The sequence below is a fragment of the Microbulbifer mixtoriginis (SeqCode) genome (assembly GCF_052467945.1).
In genome coordinates this window covers 501,056-522,681 of sequence record NZ_CP174328.1, presented here as the reverse complement: position 1 = coordinate 522,681, position 21,626 = coordinate 501,056, and the positions used below count along the sequence as shown (strand labels likewise).

At 42.2% G+C, this 21,626-nt stretch carries 21 protein-coding genes; 10 read left to right on the top strand and 11 right to left on the bottom strand.

Features of this window, described 5'->3' with window-relative positions; all coding sequences use genetic code 11:
- Positions 1 to 581 precede the first annotated feature (581 nt).
- A complete protein-coding gene (locus tag ACJJIJ_RS02175) occupies positions 582 to 1,469 on the top strand; it encodes a hypothetical protein (protein WP_444938535.1) in 888 nt (295 codons plus the stop codon).
- A 78-nt stretch (positions 1,470 to 1,547) separates the two neighbouring features.
- Here the strand turns inward: ACJJIJ_RS02175 and ACJJIJ_RS02170 are convergent, their stop codons facing one another.
- Both ACJJIJ_RS02170 and ACJJIJ_RS02165 read right to left on the bottom strand, forming a co-directional pair.
- Entirely contained in the window at positions 1,548 to 1,772 is a 225-nt protein-coding gene (locus ACJJIJ_RS02170; protein WP_444938534.1) for a hypothetical protein, read from the bottom strand.
- 288 nt (positions 1,773 to 2,060) lie between these two features.
- A complete protein-coding gene (locus tag ACJJIJ_RS02165) occupies positions 2,061 to 2,261 on the bottom strand; it encodes a hypothetical protein (RefSeq protein ID WP_444938533.1) in 201 nt (66 codons plus the stop codon).
- Between the two features lie 159 nt (positions 2,262 to 2,420).
- Between ACJJIJ_RS02165 and ACJJIJ_RS02160 the strand changes: the two genes are divergently transcribed.
- The gene (locus ACJJIJ_RS02160; protein WP_444938532.1) at positions 2,421 to 2,936 is read left to right on the top strand and encodes a hypothetical protein; all 516 of its coding nucleotides are present in this window, start codon (positions 2,421 to 2,423) and stop codon (positions 2,934 to 2,936) included.
- 185 nt (positions 2,937 to 3,121) lie between these two features.
- On the opposite strand, the gene ACJJIJ_RS02155 is transcribed toward ACJJIJ_RS02160, so the two are convergent.
- On the bottom strand, positions 3,122 to 3,538 hold the full coding sequence (locus ACJJIJ_RS02155; protein ID WP_444938531.1) for a hypothetical protein: 417 nt from the start codon (positions 3,536 to 3,538) through the stop codon (positions 3,122 to 3,124).
- Between the two features lie 487 nt (positions 3,539 to 4,025).
- Between ACJJIJ_RS02155 and ACJJIJ_RS02150 the strand changes: the two genes are divergently transcribed.
- Complete coding sequence (locus ACJJIJ_RS02150) at positions 4,026 to 4,457, top strand: GFA family protein (protein ID WP_444938530.1); 432 nt, start codon at positions 4,026 to 4,028, stop codon at positions 4,455 to 4,457.
- Between the two features lie 341 nt (positions 4,458 to 4,798).
- Here the strand turns inward: ACJJIJ_RS02150 and ACJJIJ_RS02145 are convergent, their stop codons facing one another.
- Positions 4,799 to 5,056, bottom strand: coding sequence for a hypothetical protein (locus ACJJIJ_RS02145; RefSeq protein ID WP_444885786.1), 258 nt, complete (start codon positions 5,054 to 5,056; stop codon positions 4,799 to 4,801).
- Positions 5,057 to 5,099: 43 nt separating this feature from the next.
- Positions 5,100 to 5,327 carry a hypothetical protein gene (locus ACJJIJ_RS02140; protein ID WP_152452121.1) on the bottom strand — a complete coding sequence of 76 codons (228 nt, stop codon included), beginning with the start codon at positions 5,325 to 5,327 and terminating at the stop codon, positions 5,100 to 5,102.
- Between the two features lie 668 nt (positions 5,328 to 5,995).
- Between ACJJIJ_RS02140 and ACJJIJ_RS02135 the strand changes: the two genes are divergently transcribed.
- Together ACJJIJ_RS02135 and ACJJIJ_RS02130 are read left to right on the top strand one after the other, a co-directional pair.
- Positions 5,996 to 6,469: a LabA-like NYN domain-containing protein gene (locus tag ACJJIJ_RS02135; protein ID WP_444898857.1), complete on the top strand. Its 474-nt coding sequence runs from the start codon at positions 5,996 to 5,998 to the stop codon at positions 6,467 to 6,469.
- Between the two features lie 692 nt (positions 6,470 to 7,161).
- Positions 7,162 to 8,190, top strand: coding sequence for a patatin-like phospholipase family protein (locus ACJJIJ_RS02130; protein ID WP_444938529.1), 1,029 nt, complete (start codon positions 7,162 to 7,164; stop codon positions 8,188 to 8,190).
- 451 nt (positions 8,191 to 8,641) lie between these two features.
- Here ACJJIJ_RS02130 and ACJJIJ_RS02125 read toward each other — a convergent pair whose 3' ends face one another.
- Positions 8,642 to 9,331, bottom strand: coding sequence for a helix-turn-helix transcriptional regulator (locus tag ACJJIJ_RS02125; RefSeq protein WP_444938528.1), 690 nt, complete (start codon positions 9,329 to 9,331; stop codon positions 8,642 to 8,644).
- A 9-nt stretch (positions 9,332 to 9,340) separates the two neighbouring features.
- Here ACJJIJ_RS02125 and ACJJIJ_RS02120 point away from each other — a divergent pair, with 9 nt between their 5' ends.
- Positions 9,341 to 10,483, top strand: coding sequence for an alpha/beta fold hydrolase (locus tag ACJJIJ_RS02120; protein WP_444938527.1), 1,143 nt, complete (start codon positions 9,341 to 9,343; stop codon positions 10,481 to 10,483).
- A 72-nt stretch (positions 10,484 to 10,555) separates the two neighbouring features.
- Here the strand turns inward: ACJJIJ_RS02120 and ACJJIJ_RS02115 are convergent, their stop codons facing one another.
- Positions 10,556 to 12,502 carry an aconitate hydratase gene (locus ACJJIJ_RS02115; protein ID WP_444938526.1) on the bottom strand — a complete coding sequence of 649 codons (1,947 nt, stop codon included), beginning with the start codon at positions 12,500 to 12,502 and terminating at the stop codon, positions 10,556 to 10,558.
- Between the two features lie 461 nt (positions 12,503 to 12,963).
- Here ACJJIJ_RS02115 and ACJJIJ_RS02110 point away from each other — a divergent pair, with 461 nt between their 5' ends.
- Positions 12,964 to 13,989 (top strand): patatin-like phospholipase family protein, encoded by a 1,026-nt coding sequence (locus ACJJIJ_RS02110; RefSeq protein WP_444938525.1) that lies wholly within the window; start codon positions 12,964 to 12,966, stop codon positions 13,987 to 13,989.
- A gap of 207 nt (positions 13,990 to 14,196) precedes the next feature.
- On the opposite strand, the gene ACJJIJ_RS02105 is transcribed toward ACJJIJ_RS02110, so the two are convergent.
- A complete protein-coding gene (locus ACJJIJ_RS02105; protein WP_444938524.1) occupies positions 14,197 to 14,847 on the bottom strand; it encodes a class I SAM-dependent methyltransferase in 651 nt (216 codons plus the stop codon).
- Between the two features lie 489 nt (positions 14,848 to 15,336).
- Here ACJJIJ_RS02105 and ACJJIJ_RS02100 point away from each other — a divergent pair, with 489 nt between their 5' ends.
- Together ACJJIJ_RS02100 and ACJJIJ_RS02095 are read left to right on the top strand one after the other, a co-directional pair.
- Positions 15,337 to 16,221: a DUF4396 domain-containing protein gene (locus ACJJIJ_RS02100; protein WP_444938523.1), complete on the top strand. Its 885-nt coding sequence runs from the start codon at positions 15,337 to 15,339 to the stop codon at positions 16,219 to 16,221.
- A gap of 312 nt (positions 16,222 to 16,533) precedes the next feature.
- A complete protein-coding gene (locus ACJJIJ_RS02095) occupies positions 16,534 to 17,625 on the top strand; it encodes an acyltransferase family protein (protein ID WP_444938522.1) in 1,092 nt (363 codons plus the stop codon).
- 140 nt (positions 17,626 to 17,765) lie between these two features.
- On the opposite strand, the gene ACJJIJ_RS02090 is transcribed toward ACJJIJ_RS02095, so the two are convergent.
- On the bottom strand, positions 17,766 to 18,404 hold the full coding sequence (locus ACJJIJ_RS02090; RefSeq protein WP_252084900.1) for a LysE/ArgO family amino acid transporter: 639 nt from the start codon (positions 18,402 to 18,404) through the stop codon (positions 17,766 to 17,768).
- 101 nt (positions 18,405 to 18,505) lie between these two features.
- Between ACJJIJ_RS02090 and ACJJIJ_RS02085 the strand changes: the two genes are divergently transcribed.
- On the top strand, positions 18,506 to 19,408 hold the full coding sequence (locus ACJJIJ_RS02085) for a LysR family transcriptional regulator ArgP (protein ID WP_444885796.1): 903 nt from the start codon (positions 18,506 to 18,508) through the stop codon (positions 19,406 to 19,408).
- Positions 19,409 to 19,448: 40 nt separating this feature from the next.
- Here ACJJIJ_RS02085 and ACJJIJ_RS02080 read toward each other — a convergent pair whose 3' ends face one another.
- Positions 19,449 to 20,249, bottom strand: a complete 801-nt coding sequence (locus ACJJIJ_RS02080; RefSeq protein WP_444938521.1) for a fatty acid desaturase family protein — start codon at positions 20,247 to 20,249, stop codon at positions 19,449 to 19,451.
- Between the two features lie 116 nt (positions 20,250 to 20,365).
- Positions 20,366 to 21,172: a hypothetical protein gene (locus ACJJIJ_RS02075; RefSeq protein ID WP_444938520.1), complete on the bottom strand. Its 807-nt coding sequence runs from the start codon at positions 21,170 to 21,172 to the stop codon at positions 20,366 to 20,368.
- Positions 21,173 to 21,626 lie beyond the last annotated feature (454 nt).

Genomic DNA, 21,626 nt, shown 5'->3' with positions numbered 1-21,626 from the left:
AACCCCGCACCAGCTCAAGCCCTGGCCGCCAATCTCATTTCATCAACCAAAAGAACGCCCAAAATCGGCACGCGTGGGGAGGAGTGACCCGCAGTCATTTTTGCTGCGCAATTATTGATCACAAAAAGTCGGAGGGAACTGATGATGCAAGTTTTTAAGGGTTTTTTGAAAGTTTGAGTCTACTTGGCAGCTTCATCTGGCTGCCAGGAGGCAATGAAAGGAAGTGAAATCTATGCAAGAGCGCGGTGAATTTAACCAGTAGATTAACGCTAACCACTAGCTTTTCAATTTTATAAGCCAAGATCAACTGAAGAATTAAAGTTACTACCTTTCTGGCACATGAAGTGCCAGAATAAAAATAGAGTCAAAAACTTATTTCCTAATAAATTAGTGCTTGATTCTTAGTGAAAAATGCAAGAAACCAGCCAACACTTGTAACCATTCAGCACCTTCACACAAAGATCTTAGCCATATTGTCGACCAGTATTTAACAATAAAGCTAGTGAAGCTCACTATCATTCAAGAAATTCTATTGAGGCAAAAAATCTACATTAATCACCAGTAGATTCATAAGGAAACTAATGATGAAAAAAATAGGCTACATCACTACTTGTATTATTTTAGCGATTTCCAATAATGATGTTACCGCCAGCAACAATACCTTAACAGTTATTCAGGCAGGGGCTAATAACTCAGCAACTGCCGATCAAAATAATCCAACAGCCACAAATAATACCATTGAGATATTTCAGCTTGGTAACAACAACTCTAGCCACACCAAACAATCAACAAAGAGCGAGTCAGGAACCATTATTCATAGCCAGAGCGGCGAGATGAATACCGCAGTATCGCATCAGGACAACTCAATAAACTCCTCTGTCACGATTCAACAAGTCTTGAATAAGCAAAACATAGAAACAAAACAATCATTCACGAACAATAGTAGTGCATTAGTCCTTCAAACCGGAGTAAGCCATAGTGGAATGTTGGATCAATTTATTAGCGTCAACGACATAATTGTTGTCAGTCAATTCGGCCAAAATCACTCTTTAAATGCAGCCCAACATCTAACAGAAAATAGTGTAGTTGAAATACATCAACTCGGTGATTCCAACAACGCCATGCACACCCAACTGAATGGCGACTCAAACCGATCTTATTCACATCAGAGTGGTAGCGGTAATACTTTTAATGTTTTTCAAACCACTGATCATAATGAAAGCAGCCTCTGGCAGGACGGAGATGGGAATATAGCAATTCACAATCAAACCGGCTCTAACCACAAAGCCTTCACTGTACAGCTGGGTACGTCTAACATTGCAAATATATCCGCAATGGGTATCGGCAGTTCATTTCAAGCTTTTCAAAGTGGCGATGCTAATGCACTACTAGCCACCCAAAATGGTAACGGTCAATCAGTACTTGTATCTCAAATTGGCAACAACAATATGGTCGATATAGCACAGTAACCAATGTACCCCTAACTAACAGTAGGGGGCACAAAAATAACTATAGCTTATGACTGACTATACCTATTCTCATTTCATCTAACTGCCGGCCCTTTTTACTGAAAATTCATTGTAAACCCCGACCACAAAATCAAGCATTTGCGGGCATAAATAAAACTCTGCTTTCTTAGACTTCACAACTTCTTCCGCCAGCTTCATTGCCGCCTCTTCAGTAGGCGCAGAGTCTCTAAAGCTCTTAGGTCCGCCATTCATAAGATGGACTCTCTCAGAAAAAATGGCGTACCTGTTTACTCTATTTTTCATAACTTCTCTCCTTTTAAGTGTATAACCAGCTTAAGCCCGCACCGCACTAAGCTGAGATTTCAAACTATCCGCACTGCTCTTGTGCCCATTAATTGCCGCATCCTGATCTGGTTTATGCCATTACTGAGGCGCGCGTGTGCGGCGAGTGTTCCGGCCAGGGCCGACACTACGCCGATTAAATCCTCTAGCACTTTCAGCACATTTAAAAATTTACTGCCTAACAAAAACTTGCCACCTTCTTTTACTTTGATAGTTTGGTGGGTCTTTGTGATGATTTGAGAATATTCCCTATTTCATCCTCCAGGTACGGCCTTCTGAACGGTTGAAATTACTTTCAATTGTTAGACCTAAAATATCCCACACCGAAAAATCAAAACCACTACCGGAAGAAAGGGGCAAAAAACCTGCAAGCTCAAAAGAATTACCAAAAAGTTTAAAAAAGAAATTTAACTGCCAAATCGCCAACCCAGAATAATAAACTTGTCTCAAAAAATAGTAATTTTATCTCTAAATAAACTTGATACCCGTCCGGTAAGTTTACAAGGTAAATTTATGACTAAAATGCCAAGACAAAACCCAACCACCCTCTTGTAGCTTTGACGCTATATTTCACAGGTATCGTGCAATCTAACCTAAAAGGACTTAATTATGAAAATTGTTACAAAAAATTTTCTAGCACCCTTACTTGCTGCAGGGCTAGTACTTGGCCACACTACACCTGCGCTATCCCAAGCTACAGATAGTGCAACCAGTTTGATAACCCTACAATTTGATACAATCATCTCAATAGATAATGTTGACCCTATTACTATTTCAAACCCAATGCCAGGAAATAGCGCAACAGGCGATGACAGATTTTGTGTTGCCGGAAATGGGTTTTCAACTTACGGCATAACCTTTCAGAATGATGGAACTGATCCTACATATAGCCTGATAGGATCTGACGGAACCTCAATTACTTATAGCGTGGTCTACCAGAACGATGGCGTAATTCCTCAACAAGCTAATGCCGGAGTACCTATTACCAACAACACTCTTCAAGCATCTAACTGCGCAAATGATAACGCTACTTTTTTTATTAGTATTCCTGTTACCGAGTGGGAGCCGAATCAATCATCTGCGCCTTTCTCTGGAACACTACGAATTACTGTTGAAGCCGAATAAACCAGCAAAAAAATCCAGAAAATCGATCTTAATGCACTAGATACTAACTCTTGTGCATCATATTAGTAAGATCCTCCACTCAAATAATACTTAAAAAGTCCTCACCTGCATATTCAATTGCCGACTTTTACCTGGGAGGGGGGCACCCCCTCCAAAATCACTGTTCTTTTTTTTGTAAAAACAATTTAGGCCCTTATTGGATTAAGTTGAGACTCCAAACTATCCGAACTCCCCTTGTGCCCATTAATTGCCGCCTCCTGGTCTGGTTTTTTGCCATTACTGGGGTGCGTATGTGTAGCGAGCGTGCCAGCCAGGGCCGACATTACGCCGATTAAATCTTCTAATACCTTCAGCATGTTTAAAGATTCACCACCTAACCAAACCTTTCCGCCGTCTTTTACTTTGATGGTTTGGCGGACCTTGGCCACTGATTCGCGAATATTTCCCATCTGTTCTTTTAAGTCGCGCCCCACTGAAATATTAATATCACTGCCGCTTGTAATATTTAGATTGTCTAGGGCTGACAAGTTCAGGCCACCAGCAGATAAGAAACGTAAAGCTCCAAGAAATTCAATTATTTTTACGCCGGCCACTTCCTCCACGGAATGCTCATGGACTTGGCGGTGTTCGCTGTCACAGCTTGTCTGTATTTCGGCAGCTTCTATAATACGGCGCAATGAATTCTCGAGAATATCCCCATGGATTCCCCGGCTCCAGTCTGCGTTAGCATTCACCTTTTACCGCACTGAGTCGCTTTGCTGCCGAATTTAATCTTTACGGTCGAGCACTGGGAGTCTTACTCCGTGCAATAACACCGTGAGAATAAATGGCTTATCCGCCATTGCCTGCTTAATGCAGCGGTAACGTCAATAAAAAAGGCAAACAATCAAATTAAAAAATCTCTACCACCTCGCAATTTATATCGACATAGGACGAATAAATAACTAGCCAAGCTACCAATATTTATGTTTACATCACGTTGTGTGATCAGCATTTACAATTCAAACAAATCATCTTATCGACAATAAAAAAGTATACTTAATTTAGATTCTTATTTTAAGTCAACTTTTACATCTACAGGCTCAATATATGAATAGTGAGAATTCAATTACTTCCGGAGGTTGCTTATGTGGAGCTGTGCGGTATAAGGTTAAAGGGCCACTACGCAACGTAGTTAACTGTCATTGTAGTATGTGTCAAAAACTACATGGAAGTTTCGGCCCTCATACCAAAGCTCGCAAAGTCAATATTAAGATAACAAAAGATAACGGGCTGGCGTGGTATAAAACATCAGAAGTGGCCCGCAGAGGCTTCTGCCAGCAATGTGGCTCAAGCCTATTCTGGGAACCATTTAATCTCGATGCCACTGGAATTATTGCGGGCTCACTAGATGGCCCAACCGGGTTGAAAACTATGGGGCATATTTTCACTGGCGAAAAATCTGATTTTTACGAAATTGATGACGATCACCCTCAATTCAAGGAGTCATCAAATGGACAGCTTGTCAACGACTACAAATAAATCATTATTTTTTTGACTGAGAGAAAACCACAGGTCTAAACGAAGAAAAGAAACATAAAATTAATATTTCGGTCATAGGCTCAACCCCTATCTGACCGAAAATAATCAATTTAAATAGCAAGTGAGCTGTCACCTAAGTGAAAATATCGACTTTAGTGACAGCTAAAATTAAAATTGGAACAGTGCAAAACAACATAGCTAATAGCCTTTTGACAGTAAAACAACCTCTCAGGAAAGGGGGTTTCCTGGCCACTCTCGCAACGGTCAAGGCCCCCTTCTATGATGTCTTCTTTACTTTTATCGAACCTGACTGAAACCAGAGGCTATCATTCATTAGCTGTTCAGTTTTTACTATCCGGACACTCTCTTTCCTCCAACACCCCACCGGTCTTGATTGAATACTCGGTATAGTTACCAGTCATAATATCGAGAATTTGCAGCCAAGAATAAAACACCGCTTTTTCAGACTTAGCAATTTCTTCTGCCAGATCCATGGCGGCTTCTTCTGTGGGTGCAGAATCCCTAAAACTTTTTGCACCGCCATTCATCAAATGAATTCGTTCGGCAAAAATTGCGAATCGATTGATCTTTCTTCCCATGATCTATCTCCTTTTCGATAAAACTGCTTAAGCCCTTACATCCTTATGCAGGGGCTGCCAGCCAATCCATACTGCGCTCGACTTCCCGCATCTGCGTCAATGTCAGATCCAACTCCTTGCGCAGATTTACACCAACAGACACTGAAAAGCTGCGCACATACTTCGTATAATTCAGCATACAGATAGCATACATTGCTCGGTTGTCATAATCCGAACGATACCGGCAAATCCGGACAGGCTCTCCGTCGAAAATGATGCTTCTAGTTCCCATGACCACCCTTACCAAATTACTGTACATACATACAGTATAAGATATGGTGCTCCTGCTTTGTCAACCCACAATGGACTCAACACCCTTAATGAGCCCTGAATAGGCTAAAAATCAATCTGTTATCACAAAGTGGGGGCTTGGAGATTTTTGAGGTCTAAATGAGTTACGGAATATACTGGGATCTGTCAAAACGACGAAAAACCGCTAAATAACATTACTAAAAATTGGTCGTTCAGAAAGGTAGCCCTGCACCAATTGCAAGTAGTCAAGGGAGACTGAACTCCATTCAACGCCACTCTACTTATTAAGAGAAACAGATTTTCTGAAATACGACCTGAATAAGCGATTTAAGCGCTCACTAGCTTATCTTGGTTTATATCGTTGAGTAGATAGCGCCAAATTGGTCAATCAGCAAAATTATTCACTAATGGTAGAAGGCATTCCAATCGTTCAGTTTGCACAGCATTGAATTTATATACCATCACTTTGCCAATACATGCTGTCATTTTTAATAGCCTGTTTTTATAATCCAGAACATTCAAAATTTAGCATTGGCTAACAATTGTCACTTGAAATTGAAAGGCGAGCAACATAAAGTACCCACTTAAGTAATAAAACTTAATATCGCTATTTTTAGTATCAGGCTTTTAACATCATTGGATTATAAAATGGAAAAGGTTGCCATTCTTGTTGACGTGCAGAATGTTTATTACACATGCAGGCAAATCCATAAACGAAACTTTGATTATAATAAGTTTTGGTCTGAAGCAACTAATGGAAGGAAAGTCGTAAAAGCCGTGGCCTACGCCATCGATCGCGGCGATAGAAAACAGTATCAATTTCAAAATATCTTAAGATCTATCGGTTTTGAGGTGAAACTAAAACCCTTCACACAACGGTCCGATGGTTCCGCCAAAGGTGATTGGGATGTGGGGATAACGATAGATGCGATGGAATATTCAAGCTTAGTAGACACTATAGTTTTAGTTTCAGGTGATGGTGACTTTGATATTCTTGTGCATAAGCTCAGATTAGATAGAGACAAAAAGGTTGAAGTATATGGCGTACCAGAGTTGACAGCTGCCACATTATTCAACGCGGCAAGTAAATTTATTCCAATTGATAACAAGCTTTTACTTTAACAACTATCTATCTAAGTATACGGCTCTTTTATAGGCTAATATGCATCTATAGGACGACAGCACAAGCTCCATAGCCAAACATCAGCAAGGAGCTTAGTACTAACTTGAAAATTTAATGCGAACGCTGATACTTCTCTATACACTTTTACCAGCAGTAGTGATTCAAATACCTATAAGACCCTACTTAATGACTTAGGGTGACAGCCTCTCTACAGTTTAACCTCAGGATATACCGCTGCACTTCTGGTTATTAAAGATTTCTCAAATGCACAAGTCAGTATAACTACTATTTACCAGCGTCATGACAACACCCTAGACATTGATAGAATAAAATCGATGGAATCGACCAGATATGTAGATGTTCTCCCCCAATTTAAAAAGCTCAGGCTTTTCGAGCTAGTAAGCCATAAAACCTAATTGACTTACAATGAGAGTTTTAAAAGAACCTATCAGTCAATTTTGTACTTACTTAAACCTTTCTATCTATCCAATAATCAACCCAAGGTCTGGGTGCTTGTATATTTTTCCATTTTGACAACTACTTATTTAACTCACAAATATTCATAACATATTGATATTTATACTAATTATAAGAACTCATAAAAAGCTTGACCCTTCAAAACAACAACCGATCAATCAAGTGCTATGTTTTTAAAGATAACCTCAAGTGTCAGGGTAGAGGAGAGTCGATAATGACTATGAGAATCCTATCTATCGATGGAGGGGGTATCAGGGGAATACTGCCTGGCGAGATACTGGTATCTCTTGAGGAAAAACTAAAAAAAGAATCAAAAAATCCAGATGCCAGGATCGGCGACTATTTTGATCTCATTGCCGGCACAAGTACAGGTGCCATACTCGGTGCTGCATATATCTGTCCTAACAAGAAAGGAAAACCTAAATTTTCAGCTCGAGAAGTAGCCAATATCTATTTTGAAGAGGGAGATGATATATTTGAAGTCAGACCCTTGCAAAAATTTAAACTATTGCGGGTATTTCAAGATGAAAAATACTCCGCACATGAACTAGAGAGAGTTCTGAAATATTACTTCAAAAAAATAAAACTGAGCGAGCTATTAAAGCCAACTTGTTTTGTTTCCTATGACATTAAAAGTCGCAAACAAATAATTTTCAGGCAACATTGCGCAAAAACGGGAAGTGAGGATTTCCTGGTAAGAGATCTACTGCGTGGAAGTTCCGCTGCACCAACATATTTTGAAGCAGCACGTATCCGCCCACAACTACCATTTAAGACAAAATATGTCCTAGTGGATGGCGGTATGGTCGCCAACGATCCAGCCTTATGTGCTTACTCCGAAGCAATAAAGTTTAGTGGGGTGGGAGGGATTGAAGATATGGTAATTGTTTCTCTCGGAACAGGTAAAAAACTTAGAGAATACTATTATCAAGAGGTAAAAGATTACGGGATTTTGGGATGGTCAAGACCTGTAGTTGACATTGCACTTAATGGTAACTCACAAATGACTGACTATCATCTGGAAAAAATCGCCTCTACCGTAAAAGGTAGACAATATTATAGAATTGAACCTCTGCTGTTCGACGCAGAAAAAGAAATGGACAGTGCCACCCCAGAAAACTTAAACAACCTAAAAGAAGCTGGAAAAAAGAATGCTGATGAATTTGACTCTGTATTAGAAGAGATAGCTGAGATACTAGTTACACCTAATAAGCCTCACGAATATATACCATATCACAAGTGATGGTCTAAACAAGCTACTTTAAATGTTATATTTATACTAAATATTTATCTTTTGATTTTTGCTAGATAATCGTAGATTAATAAGGCATCCTATTTAATATAAAACTTACAAAATCATCTAACAAAGATAACCAATAATCCTTGATCGTTAAATATTAGCCTTACCTTTCGTGAGCTTGAAAACAATCACTGTCAAAGTTATCGCTGAAGTTGTAATCATAATTAAAAGGTATGAACAAGATTCATCAGCAAAATTTCAAACTAGAGCGTTTAAAACTGCTGGAAAAATATACAATTAAGAGTAAAATATAACCTTAATATGAATAGCCAATATACTTTATATTGAAACCCCTTTCAGATCTATTGAGAATGTTCTGGCGAAAGATACCTTTTTTCCTCTTATAATGAAGATATACGAAAACCTAAAGATCAGCTTTATAAACTAGTGAAGATTAACGAGGTAAATCCTGAATTGGAGAGACACTATCTTCGAATAAAACATGTCGGCGTCGAAATGTTTTGCCCTTAAGGTATTCCGGATTACTGATTCTGTCCATTCGAAAATGACGGAAGTCTTTGCGTGCGGGATCCCAAGCTACCAAATACCATAGAGGTGGCAAAATCAGCATCGCCTGTGGCTCAACAACCCTACTGGTTACAGATCCCTTTGCATCACGGTATTGGAAGCTTAGTTGTAACCGCTGGAGAAAAGCTGTCTCGAAAGTGGGGAGCAACGCGGGCTCCATTTCCTGAATATTTGATACGTCTACGTGTGGTGAAAGCTTACCGATATATAAGCAGTCTAAAAACCGGCGTAAATCACGTACTTTGTCCGGTGGCAAAGCCTTCTCTATTTTGGCAAGCCCAGTATCTGCAAGCCCCGAAAAAGGTAAATTCCCGGCCGCACGCATTGATGCAACGCTGATAAGGAGCGCAAAGACCTCGGCAACCGAGAGGCGCGCTGTGGTTTGGACCGATTGCGGGTCTAATTGCAGACCGCCCCCAGGACCAGGGTCAGAATGGATAACAAAGCCCTCATCGCGCAGTGCGCTAATATCACGCAACACTGTACGCCTGGATACACCGACCTCTTCTGCTAAGTCAGCAATCGTAGAAGTACCATTTCGGCGAAGGCTGCGCACGATGGCGTCTTGTCGAAGTCGAACACTCATTTTGTAAGGATATTATTAAATGGTGACATTATTTGGCACCATTTGATTTTAGCCTATGTCTGTTCTTTTCAGCAAAGGAGTTCTGAAATTGCAACGCACATCCGTAGCCCCAAGTCGAAGAAAAGGGGCTATCCGGCACATAAGGCATTGTTGAGCCTCAAAAAAAGGAGAAATGCATTGTTTAATCTAACCGAATTCCCCAAGCCCACTCTTATTCCAGTCAACGGCGTTGAGTTAGAAGTCTTTGAAGCAGGTCAACAGAATACGGGAAAACCAATTGTGCTTTGTCACGGCTGGCCAGAGCATGCCTATTCTTGGCGCCACCAGCTGCCTGTACTTGCCGCAGCCGGCTACCATGTTATCGTTCCAAACCAGCGTGGTTATGGCAATTCATCCCGTCCTGCCGATATAACTGACTATGGCATTGAAAACTTGTCGGGTGACCTCGTCGCGCTTCTTGATCACTACGGATACAAAGATGCCACCTTTGTCGGCCATGATTGGGGCGCAATGGTAGTTTGGGGGCTTGCGCTATTACATCCAAACCGGGTCAACAAAGTTATAAATATGGCCCTACCCTACCAGGCTCGCACAGAAAAGCCTTGGGTCGAGTTTATGGAAGAATTTATAGGAAGCGACTATTACATTGTTCACTTTAACCGACAGCCAGGCATCGCGGACACTGTGTTAGATGCAAATACTTCACAATTCCTTCGCAATATATTCCGCAAGAACGTACCTCCAGCACCACCAGAGCCTGGAATGATGATGATCGATCTCGCCAAAGCAGAAGCGCCACTTGGCGAGCCCTTAATGAGTGATAGCGAACTGGCTGTTTTTGTTTCCGCATTTGAGAAAACAGGGTTCATGAGCAGTATTAATTGGTATAGAAACCTTGACCGAAATTGGCAGATCTTGGCAGATGTAGAGCCAACCATCCAAAAGCCAGCACTTATGATTTACGGCGATCGAGACTTGATCCCTAAGGCTCCAAACTTAAAAGAGTTCGTTCCCAATGTTGATATAGTCAGTCTCAACTGCGGCCACTGGATTCAACAGGAAAAACCGGAAGAAACAAATCAGATCATTCTAAAGTGGTTAGAAAAACAGGATGCCACTTAGCGTAAAAGGCTATTCTATATAAAAAGTATTTAATTAAAGCATTTGAGTAATTTACGGGTGCACTAAAACCCACTATTTCTCGTTACTCAGATACTTTTCTCGTACTTGATTAATCATGCCACCAGCCTCTAGCACTTCGATTTCATCTACTGACAAGTCACTGCGTAGACTAATACTCTCACCGGATGGCTTAATCAAAAGCTTTACAGAATTGTTTGATTTCAGTTGTGCTATTGGCTTGTCAATCTCAAGGATTGAATCCTGCTCCAGTCGATCGTAATCATCAAAGCTCTCAAAAAGTAGTGGCAGAACACCAAAATTAATGAGATTACGGCGGTGGATACGAGCCATGCTTTTTGCAATTATGCACCTTACCCCAAGAAATCGTGATGATACCGCTGCATGCTCACGGCTGGAGCCTTGCCCATAATTTTCACCACCAACAACAAAACAGTCACCATTCAATTTTATCGCCCGCTGGTAAAAGTCTTCATCAATACGGGAAAATGTATAGCGACTAATGGCGGGGATATTTGAGCGTAAAGGTAAAATCTCCGCTCCGGCAGGCAGTATTTCATCTGTCGAAACGTTGTCACCCGCTTTCAGTAATAGCGGACCAGTTAAGGTGTTTGGAAGCTTTTCAAAGTTTGGCAACGGTTTGATATTCGGACCTTTAATCAGCTCAACGGCTACGGGGATTTCTTGTGGTGGCTGAAGTAAAGGTCTTATATCTGGCAGATATTCCGGCTCACTAAAGCTGGGATAGTCCATGTCCAGATCACGTGGATCGGTGATCACACCCTTCAGTGCACTGGCAGTGGCGGTTTCTGGGCTGCATAAATAGACTTGGTCATCTGCTGTGCCGGATCGACCGGGGAAATTACGTGGCACAGTACGTAGGCTGATACGGCCAGTGGCCGGAGCCTGCCCCATACCAATACAACCGCCACAACCTGTTTGGTGCAAGCGCGCGCCCACTTCAAGTAGTTTTGTGAGATCGCCACTCCGGCTAAGCTCCTCTAGCAATTGGCGCGAGGTTGGGTTGATATCAAAAGAGACATCGTCAGCTAATCGACGACCTGCGACGATACGCGCTGGTATGGCGAAATCCCTCAGCCCAGGGTTAGCAGAAGAGCCAATATAGCTCTGGTAAATAGGGCGACCAGCCACTTCACGTACGGTTACCACTTTGTCTGGACTGGATGGGCAGGCGATCAGCGGCTCAAGATCAGATAAATTAATGGTGTCCTCTTCGTCATAGCTCGCACCCTCATCGGCTTTCATTTCTACATAATCGCTTTCCCGATGCTGTTGTTTGAGGAAGGCCTTCACAGCGTGATCGGCAGGAAAGACACTGGCCGTGGTACCCATCTCCTGCCCCATATTGGCGATTACATGGCGGTCCATAGCGGTAAGATTGGCAAGGCCTGGACCGTGGTACTCGACAATCTTATTCACACACCCCTTGACCGTTTGCCGACGCAACATTTCCAGGATGATGTCCTTGGCACTGACCCAGGGAGGCAGTTCACCCTCAAGCTTTACGCCGAGCACTTTCGGCATTTTCAGCGCGAAGGGAACGCCAGCTATAGCCATGGCCACCTGTAGACCACCAGCACCAATGGCCAGCATACCCATAGAGCCGGCTGCACAGGTATGGCTATCGGCGCCAAGTAGCGTCTTTCTGGGAACATCAAAGCAAGCCATATGTACCGGGTGACTTACACCATTACCGGGACGTGAAAACCAAAGTCCAAACTTGCGACAGGCGCTTTGCAGGAACAGGTGATCATCCGCATTTTTGAAGTCCGTCTGTAGAAGGTTGTGGTCTACATACTGTGCGGAAAGCTCAGTTTTGATTTGTGATAAACCAAGCGCCTCTAGCTCTAACATCACCAGAGTGCCAGTACCATCCTGAGCCAGCGTCTGGTCAATCTTTATCTCTATTGGGCTGCCGGGTTCCAATGAACCGCTCACGAGATGACTCTTGATCAGTTTCTGTGCGAGGTTCATAGCCATAGTGGGTACCCTTGAGCAAATTTCCTTAATCTGAGAAGCTCCACTTTCGGCGCCTCTTAAACCTGATTCATTGTAGTCCGGGTCAAGATAGTTACTATGTGTGTCTAAATGCCCTTCTGTATTGGCATGATTAATTAAGCGCCGGGCCGACAACCTAAGGTCTTGGACAATTCGAAAACACGCTAGCCTCAATATGCCATTAAAAATGGCCTTCTCTTTTGCCTTTTAACAAACCAGTGATCAAACCCAACAAAACTCACGCCCAGTGCTTATGTGAATTTTCTTTAAAATTAACTTATTCATTTTATGAATACGGCCGTACTGCTCAACATGTATTTTTTAATACCAGAAACTTATTTTTACATCCATTAATCACCGCTCACATTGAAGGCATTAACCATTGAGCCTAGTGCTATCTTTCTACAATTGCACTCAATGAATGAATCCAGGGAGAGTTAACAGTGGCGATCCGAATCCTATCTATTGATGGAGGGGGAATAAGAGGCATACTGCCCGGTGAAATATTGGTCTCTCTTGAACATAAGCTAAAAGTGCAATCAGGCAACCCCTACGCCAGAATAGGAGATTTTTTTGACCTCATTGCAGGAACAAGCACTGGCGCCGTATTAGGCGCGGCCTATATTTTCCCTAATGAAGAGGGAAGGCCAAAATTTTCAGCCCAGGAAGCCGTTAATATTTATTTTAAAGAAGGAGACAAGGTATTTAATGGTGGAATCTGGCCTTACCTGGACAAGCTGAGACTACTCAAGGAAGAAAAATACTCTACACATGAACTAGAAAAGATATTGAAGAAATATTTTGGAAAAACAAAGCTTAGTGAACTATTAAAACCCACCTGTTTTATTTCCTATGACATTAAAAATCGCGAGCAAGTTATCTTTAGGCAACACTGCGCATTAGTGAGAAATGAAGACTTTCTAGTTAGAGATTTACTACGAGGCAGCACCGCCGCACCAACCTACTTTGAACCCGCACGTATTTATTCACTATCGCCAATTAACAAAAAATATATCCTGGTAGACGGTGGTATGGTTGCCAGTGACCCCGCTTTATGTGCTTACTCAGAAGCCATTAAGTTTAGCGGTGTGAGTGGGATCAAGGATATGATTATTGTGTCTCTTGGTACTGGTAAGCAGCTAACAAGTTACAAATACAAAGAAACGAAAAATTGGGGCATTTTCAACTGGGCAAGGCCAGCTATAGATATTGCATTAAGTGGCGGAGCTCAAATGACCCATTATTACCTGAAACAAATTTCATCAACCGTAGAAAACACAAAGTACTTCCGAATTCAGCCAGATCTCTATGATGCGAATTCTGCATTAGATGATGCATCTCCCAAAAATTTGAAAAAACTGAAGAAGTCTGGTGAAAGAAATGCAAAGTACTTTGATAAGTTATTAGATGACATTGCTCGGACACTGACAAATACACAAGATAACCATCAATATGTGCAAAGATACTGATACCTATCAACACCAAATTAGCTATATTAATAATTAATCATTCAAGCATCTCGTCAAACAGATACCACACATTAAAAACTTTCTATAGAGTTTACCAATACTCAAGCCATATCTATTCTTGAGTTTTCATACGGTATTTTTAATTGAAATAATACCAGAAACAATCGGTAGCAACACTAAGCTTGTTAAGCTCATATGATCCTTTGTTCAGGCCTCACATAAAACAATGTTTATTAACTTTTCTACTCGATCTCCGGCATTACTCTCTCCATATTCAATATGCCTTTCACAGCACAGAACCCTAAAGCCAGCTTCAATTAATTGAGTCCGAATATCGCTTTCATCAAAAAGCTGAAACCCAAACGATGTAAATGATAAATTCTGCATAAAGGACTTATCACCAAAAGCTAAGCAAAACTTTCCTTCAGGCACCAATACTCTGCGTATTTCAGACAAATGCGTTTTGATAGATTCCCAAAAGTAGATAGTGTGGACAGTAATCGCCTTCTCGAATTGACTGTCAGCAAACGGTAATCTCTCCGATGTTCCAACTTTAAAGTCCATCTGTCCCGATTCAATGTGTTTAGAGTTGAGAGTTTTCGCGCTCGAAACCATTTCACTAGACCAATCAATTCCGGTATAGCGAATGCTGGAACCCTTTCGAAGTACATCGACTGCAAATTTACCATTGCCAGGCCCAATCTCAAGAATATGGTCATGATCCACCACACGAAGTAATTCTAGTGCGGCCAGGTTCGTTGCTTTATTAGCCTTATTCATCTGCAGTGCAGTATCTGAAGCTAAGGCGCCAGATGGCTTCCTTAGTTGTTCGGCAACTAGTTGAGGATCTTTAGACATTGTATCTCCATTTAGTATTCATCATAAAATGTATATTAATATCCAAAATATATTATTTATGATACTTACAAATTGACATTCATTCAGAGATTAAAAATAGTCCTCTCGAGGTGGTTTTGCCTTAGTGTTTAGCCGCCACAAAGAATTTACCATCTTTTATTGCTTAGCTTATAAAGCTAATCATTGAATTTAGAAAAATACACCAAAAACAACCAAATACTTTTATAGAAAGCCCTAGAGTGCAAAATAGATTATCCTAAGCAATTTAAATATATAACGTTAAGCGGGATCATCAGGAAATTTTAAATGTCGATTAAAATAAAGACTAAAGGTATTACTCCTGCATACGCTATAGCTCAGCAAAAGTACTTACATATACAACTATGTAGCTGTGGGTAGATAGTAGCTAATGCTCATCCGGATTCTCAAAAACCAGCCCCTATCAATTAAACTACTAGATACCGGCATAATCCTTAAAGAGAATCTAGCATGCTAAATGGCGCTATGCTTGTCTGGTTTATTTTCGCGGCTATAAGTGTGGTCTTTGTCGTTTGGGATTCTATCACCAACGCGCCGACCAGCTGGGTACAGCGCATGGCGTGGATACTGGTTATTGTATATACAGGTGTTGTTGGGTTGATTCTGTATTTACTGACTTGCCGGCGCCCCTTTCCCGGTGGCCACGATGCATTTACGCGCGCCACTTGGAAACAGAGTGTCAATAGTGAGATGCACTGCCTGGCCGGTGATGCCACCGGTATTGTTATTGCCGCATCCATTGTACCCTTCTTTGGACTTACCAATGGCTGGGATGCCACCATTGAGTATATTGCTGGCTTCATTTGCGGGCTGTTCATTTTTCAAGCATTGATGATGCTGGGTATGTACCAGGGCAACTATTTGAAAGCGGTGCGCAAGACATTTTTTGCTGAAACGGTTTCTATGAATATGGTGATGGGGGGAATGATTCCTACCATGGTGATACTGGCTTCACTGTGGCCAGAATCAGAAGATCCCACCAATGCCACATTTTGGTTTCGAATGAGCCTTGCAAGCATTGTCGGTGGCTTTATCGCTTATCCCATCAACTACTGGCTGGTAAAAAACCACCTAAAACACGGATGCATGACCCTACCAGGACTGGATGGTCCTGCGCCCTGTCTAGGGTTCTGTTCACCGGAAACTGATCCTGATATCAAGAATAGCCAGCCAATCCCCTCATCCACCCATGATTCACAATCCGAACATGAGGGGCATACCATGACAATGCAAACATTGCCTTTTATTGCATCCAGTTTTTGGGTAGTGGGAACTTTTCTGTTTCTCTTATTTGCGATACTAGTGACTAATCAGTTTGTGCCGTTGAAGTTTTGACTGTTTATTTAATAATCAGTCTCGAAAAGATCAGCAAGTAAGATTGAATTATCCTCTGATTCGAGGATTTATGGTAGGATTCGGTTCATTCATCAGTGTCCTCTGGAAGCTAAGAACCGTTCGCTTTAAGCAATAAGGCTCATTTCCCTGACCTGATTTTAAGTATAAATTGCCTTGTAAAGGCTTATCATTGTACTTAATTACGGCTCGCCTTAAATGCTATTTATAGCATTTCAAGCTTGCCCGTAGCAGCGAAATAAATTCTAAAACCTATGGGTTTTCCTCTGCTGATTAAAGGAATACAGCAAATCTATGAATAGCCGTTTACTTAACCTTGATGCACTGCGGGGGCTTGCAGCAATTCTTGTTGTTTGGCAACACAGTAGTGAAGTTTTTATTCGTAATTCCAATATCGCCCAACATGGCACCGAGCTGGCTGAATTTGTGAACCAACTAGATTTTGGCCGAATAGGAGTAATCTGTTTCTTTTTAATTTCGGGCTTTGTTATTCCTTTTAGCCTCTCTAGTGCTCAAAGCTCTTTAAAGAACTTTGCCATTCGCCGTTTCTTCCGTCTGTATCCAGCCTACTGGACATCGCTATTTATGGCACTTGGGCTAACTTGGCTTATCAGCGACTGGATGTATCCTGCAGCCACTATTGTCGCAAACACAACCATGCTACAGGGGTTAATGGGGTTTGATAATGTGCAAGGGCTTTACTGGACCTTGACAGTTGAATTAATTTTTTACTGCTTATGTGCATTGATTTTTGCCAAACGGCAACTTGCTAACCCCCTGGTCCTACTACTCTTCTGTTGGGGGGGATTATCCCTATTTATAGGTTGGCAATTATTAGAACAATTACCCATTAAGCTGCCAGAGATGGCTCCCACCATTACTTATATTCCTTTCTGTATCGCCGTTATGTTCTGCGGAACCTTGATCCGACATAGTTATGTGCGTAAGAAAAACTACTGGTATGCTATTCTCGCAGTAGCAGGCACCTTCTCTATTCCGCTGATGGTTTTGTTTCTTTATTTCCTCGGTAAACCGGTCACTGAAGACCCTCTGCGCTTTGCCCTACCGCATCTCATTGCTTTGGCTATTTTCTTTGTAGTTCTGCTAGTCCCCTTTAGGCCATGGCGCAGTCTGGTAGCATTGGGAACCATCAGTTATTCCGTTTATCTATTCCACCCCATTGTGATGCGTGGGCTGAATTGGACCATACAGCAGTCATGGGCACAGTCATTTTCTGCTTATTCTGTAGAGGTCTATATGTTGGCCACGACTCTTGTGAGTATTGCCCTGGGAACTTTGGTGTACAAGCTGATTGAGAAGCCGGCTATCAATATGGGTCGCCACTTAAGCAGAAACACAGAAAATAAAGAGATGGCCATTGCCTAAGAGGAAGCTGCCACCAGTTAGTGTTTTTAACTTGAGGGTATTGAGAAATGCCTGGATAAAGGTTTTTATCCAGGCATGTATGCATCAGAGCAGTGAGCCAATAAAATTTACCTGCCACCACTCCCCATTAAGTGAACTTACTACTGTGCCCAGAGAAGGCTGGCAGCAATCGACCACATCATAATACCCACCAGTACATCCAGCACGCGCCAGGTTTTTGGGTTCTTAAACAGCGGCTGCATCATACTGCCACCAACCGATAGCAGCGCGAACCAAAGTACCGAAGCACTGCAGGCACCAATCACAAAGAATAAAGTACCTTCCCCTGCGTACTGGGCACCGACCGAGCCAATCAGGACAACCGTATCCACATAAGCATGGGGGTTTAACAGGGTAAGCGCCACAGCGGTAATCAGGGCAGAGCGCCTGGATTTAACCCACTCTTTCTTATCCTCTAGCCCCTTATTGGTAAAAGCTGAACGAAACGCCATAGCACCATAGCCAATCAGGAAGGCCACGCCCAACCAGGTCAACCAGACCATCCAGTTTCCTTCTGCTTGGGCCAAGTGTGATACCAGGTAGACACCACTGGTGATCAGGACAATATCCATCAGAACACACAGCGCAGCGATACTGTAGTGATACTGACGGCGAATACTCTGCGTCAATAGATAAGCATTCTGTGCGCCAATTGCCATGATCAAGCTGATAGTAGTGATAAAGCCCTTGGTCAGAGGGGCTAGCAACAAACCCGAAATCACGTTGCCTCCTGTGGTCATTGGGGTCTGCCCGCGGTGTGCGGGTCGGAAAGTGGCGGGAGATTAAGAGGCGAGCTAGAATAAGTAAATTTAATTATATTGATACCTCATAAGAATATCTTATGTTAGATCTCAAACAGCTTCAGGCCTTTGCTTTCGTGGTAGAGGAGCAGAGTTTTGATAAGGCCGCCGCTTTGCTTCACGTCAGTCAATCTGCAGTATCCCAGCGAATCAAAGCGCTTGAGGGACAAGTCGGGCAGGCCCTGCTCATCCGATCAACACCACTACGCCCTACTGAAGCCGGTCTTAAGGTGCTGGGTTATTTCCAACAGATGCACCTTTTGCAACACGAGCTGCTAGCAGACATAGACCCGGAGGGCAGCAAAACCCGTTATAGCAACCAAAATAAGGTGCGTATCGCTCTTAACTCGGACAGCCTGGATACTTGGTTCCTTAAAGCCGTTACCCCCATCATTCGTTCCCATCACCTACTTGTTGACTTGAAGGTCGATGACCAGGAAGCCACCTTAGAGTTGCTCAAGAACGGAGAAGTCATTGGCTGTATTAGTTCGGTAACCAGTAACCTGCAGGGCTGCCAGTCCATTCTATTGGGACACATGGCTTACTACCCGGTATGCACTCCGGCTTTTAAGGCACACTACTTCTCGGACCCAGTCGATGTGGATGAATTTCGCTATGCCCCTGCAGTTGAATTCAACTATAAGGACCAGCTGCAAAGCCGATACTTAAAGCAGTTTTGGGGAATAGAGGCCGGCCAATACCCGTCTCACGAAATCCCCTCCTCTAAGGGATTCCTCAATTTTCTGACATTGGGCTTGGGCTGGGGAATGGCACCAGATATACAAGTGGAGGATTTGTTAAGACAAGAGAAACTGATCAAGCTGACTCCAGATCAGCATCTGAAAATCCCCTTGTACTGGCATGTTTGGAATTTGAAATCCAAGTTAATTAAAGAAATCACGCATACTTTGGCTGAGTATGCCCATAAAGCATTGCACCAGTAAGCAGCACTGGTGCAAATAAATACTTGACCTCAGCTACGCCTCATCTCACTACCTGTTTCAAAACACCGAAGTAGTTACTGGCCAGCTCAACATCATCGTAATAACCACGATCCTTTAGCAACTTATGCAACGCCCTGAGGTTATATGTGGGCACCGCCATGAAGGCATGATGTTCACAGTGGTAACTCAAACCTTCTGTGGGACTGACGAACAGAAGCCCTAAAATACCCCTAGGCACCGAACGCGTATTGTATTTTGGTTCCAACTGGTAAAGATCTTTGACCCCAGCGTGTTCGGCGATCTGACGCATCCGAATAATAGCCATATACACGGTTAGATAAGCCACAATCCACAATAGATATAACTGCGGGACACCAAAAGCCCACAGTATGGCAAACATAACACTATTAACGAATAAACCTCGGGTTAACTGAAAATTCACTCGCTTTTTACGACTTAGTAAGTCTCGCCCACTCAAAAATAAATATAAATTCGCTTTTAAACCAGTTAACCCCAAAAAATCTCTGGAAAACTTCCTAACCAAACTCTTTTTACTGACAGGATAATCCTTATAGTTTTGCAGGTCTGGATCTTGATCTGTACCGGCTTTGCGGTGATGCATCATATGACTTTTTATATAGGTTTCTCCATCCATTAACAAAAACGGTGAAGACAACCACTTACAAACAAACTTGTTATAGGCTCGAGTTGCGAAAAGTGTTTTATGACCAGTTTCGTGCATAATGGCTGCCAGGGCCTGCTGCCGTCCAGCAAGTAAAAATACTGCAACAATATAAATTGCCCAGTGTGGCAATAACGCTGCTATGGTAAAAATTCCCATTATACCGAGCCAAGTACTGACCACTATCCACCAGGCCTTGGCATCACTGCGCTGTAGGAACGGCTTAACCTCTTCTTTACTAAGGGGGATATTCATTGCAAGTCACCATTTTGTAATTATGTGTCAACGCCTAACTTCTGCAATTGTTCCAACCAAATATTGCGACCTGTACGGTCATACTTACGTACAATACTTTTAAGTTCCTGGTATTTATTTTGTGGCCTGATTACTTTTGGTAGTAAAGGGTCAGTCGCTAAACGATGGATAGCCTCGCCACCCAAGCGGCATGTTTCAGATAACGAAGCTTTGACAGGCTTTGATGCCAGGTTTGTAAGACTGCTCTCAAGAGCATCTATCAAGGCATCATACTCTCGATCTAAACGTTCAATATCCCACAAATCGTCTTCCCATTGATTAACCAGTGTGTCCGATACATTCTGCAAGACAAAGCAGTGCGCATTGGTTTCGAGACCTAGTGTAATCAGCATGTCGGTTAATTTTGCATGACTCAGTGTGAGATTATTGGGTCGCACCAGCAGGTGATCCAGACCTTCGGCAAATCCATACCACTCAAGTACCATTAATGATTTCTTACGAACTGCACGTGCTGCTCTTTTAGGTAGGTGGCAGGCTATCCACCTGAAATCCCAGTTATCGTATAGAAAGGTATTGTTTTTCCAACGGTTTATGAAAGCGCGTTTGGACAGTGCTTTTTCTGTCAAACTGTAGATACCACGCCGATTTTGAGTGATCAGGCCGGTGCCCACCAATCTATTTAGTGTCACCCGTAAATTATTTGTGGAAATATCAAATGCATCAGATATGAAACCCAGCTGACTGGTTGCCAGTTCATGTCGCTTATTAACACCCATCAAATCCAATAGAATATTTTTGGGAGTAGGCTCATAGGTAAACTGATACATAGTGAATATTACGTCATTAATCCTGAGATACCTTTTGTGTAATATTACAGAACCGGACATAACACACAATACTTTGCAATTTTGATTTTAGAAAAAGTCATTTAAATCAACATAAACATTATCTGGAGATCACTACAGGCATTCAGGTCGCACTCTCACTTATTGCCACCTAATAGCATTGCGATTAATAAAACACCCTAAACATTCCCATAGGATGACACATTCCCCCACACCCTACTTAGACAAGCACTATACAAATCGCTTACCACTACTGAACTCCTTTAATTGTTGATCCAATTTACACAAAAAGGGGCCACCCATATAAACCACCAACCATATAAAATATATTAATCAAGAAATTAGCACCTCCTAAAATGACAAGCTTAAAATTAATTAAGCTCAATTGACTTTACGAAAACCTTTTAACAACAAGAGGATATCAATCAGGCCTCTA

Coding starts and splice junctions, on each gene's coding strand:
- ACJJIJ_RS02105 (WP_444938524.1), bottom strand. CDS start 14,847: ATGTCTAAAGATCCTCAACTAGTTGCCGAACAACTAAGGAAGCCATCT.
- ACJJIJ_RS02080 (WP_444938521.1), bottom strand. CDS start 20,249: ATGGGAATTTTTACCATAGCAGCGTTATTGCCACACTGGGCAATTTAT.
- ACJJIJ_RS02140 (WP_152452121.1), bottom strand. CDS start 5,327: ATGGGAACTAGAAGCATCATTTTCGACGGAGAGCCTGTCCGGATTTGC.
- ACJJIJ_RS02170 (WP_444938534.1), bottom strand. CDS start 1,772: ATGAAAAATAGAGTAAACAGGTACGCCATTTTTTCTGAGAGAGTCCAT.
- ACJJIJ_RS02175 (WP_444938535.1), top strand. CDS start 582: ATGATGAAAAAAATAGGCTACATCACTACTTGTATTATTTTAGCGATT.
- ACJJIJ_RS02095 (WP_444938522.1), top strand. CDS start 16,534: ATGAATAGCCGTTTACTTAACCTTGATGCACTGCGGGGGCTTGCAGCA.
- ACJJIJ_RS02085 (WP_444885796.1), top strand. CDS start 18,506: ATGTTAGATCTCAAACAGCTTCAGGCCTTTGCTTTCGTGGTAGAGGAG.
- ACJJIJ_RS02100 (WP_444938523.1), top strand. CDS start 15,337: ATGCTAAATGGCGCTATGCTTGTCTGGTTTATTTTCGCGGCTATAAGT.
- ACJJIJ_RS02075 (WP_444938520.1), bottom strand. CDS start 21,172: ATGTATCAGTTTACCTATGAGCCTACTCCCAAAAATATTCTATTGGAT.
- ACJJIJ_RS02135 (WP_444898857.1), top strand. CDS start 5,996: ATGGAAAAGGTTGCCATTCTTGTTGACGTGCAGAATGTTTATTACACA.
- ACJJIJ_RS02145 (WP_444885786.1), bottom strand. CDS start 5,056: ATGGGAAGAAAGATCAATCGATTCGCAATTTTTGCCGAACGAATTCAT.
- ACJJIJ_RS02150 (WP_444938530.1), top strand. CDS start 4,026: ATGAATAGTGAGAATTCAATTACTTCCGGAGGTTGCTTATGTGGAGCT.
- ACJJIJ_RS02130 (WP_444938529.1), top strand. CDS start 7,162: ATGACTATGAGAATCCTATCTATCGATGGAGGGGGTATCAGGGGAATA.
- ACJJIJ_RS02090 (WP_252084900.1), bottom strand. CDS start 18,404: ATGACCACAGGAGGCAACGTGATTTCGGGTTTGTTGCTAGCCCCTCTG.
- ACJJIJ_RS02160 (WP_444938532.1), top strand. CDS start 2,421: ATGAAAATTGTTACAAAAAATTTTCTAGCACCCTTACTTGCTGCAGGG.
- ACJJIJ_RS02115 (WP_444938526.1), bottom strand. CDS start 12,502: ATGGCTATGAACCTCGCACAGAAACTGATCAAGAGTCATCTCGTGAGC.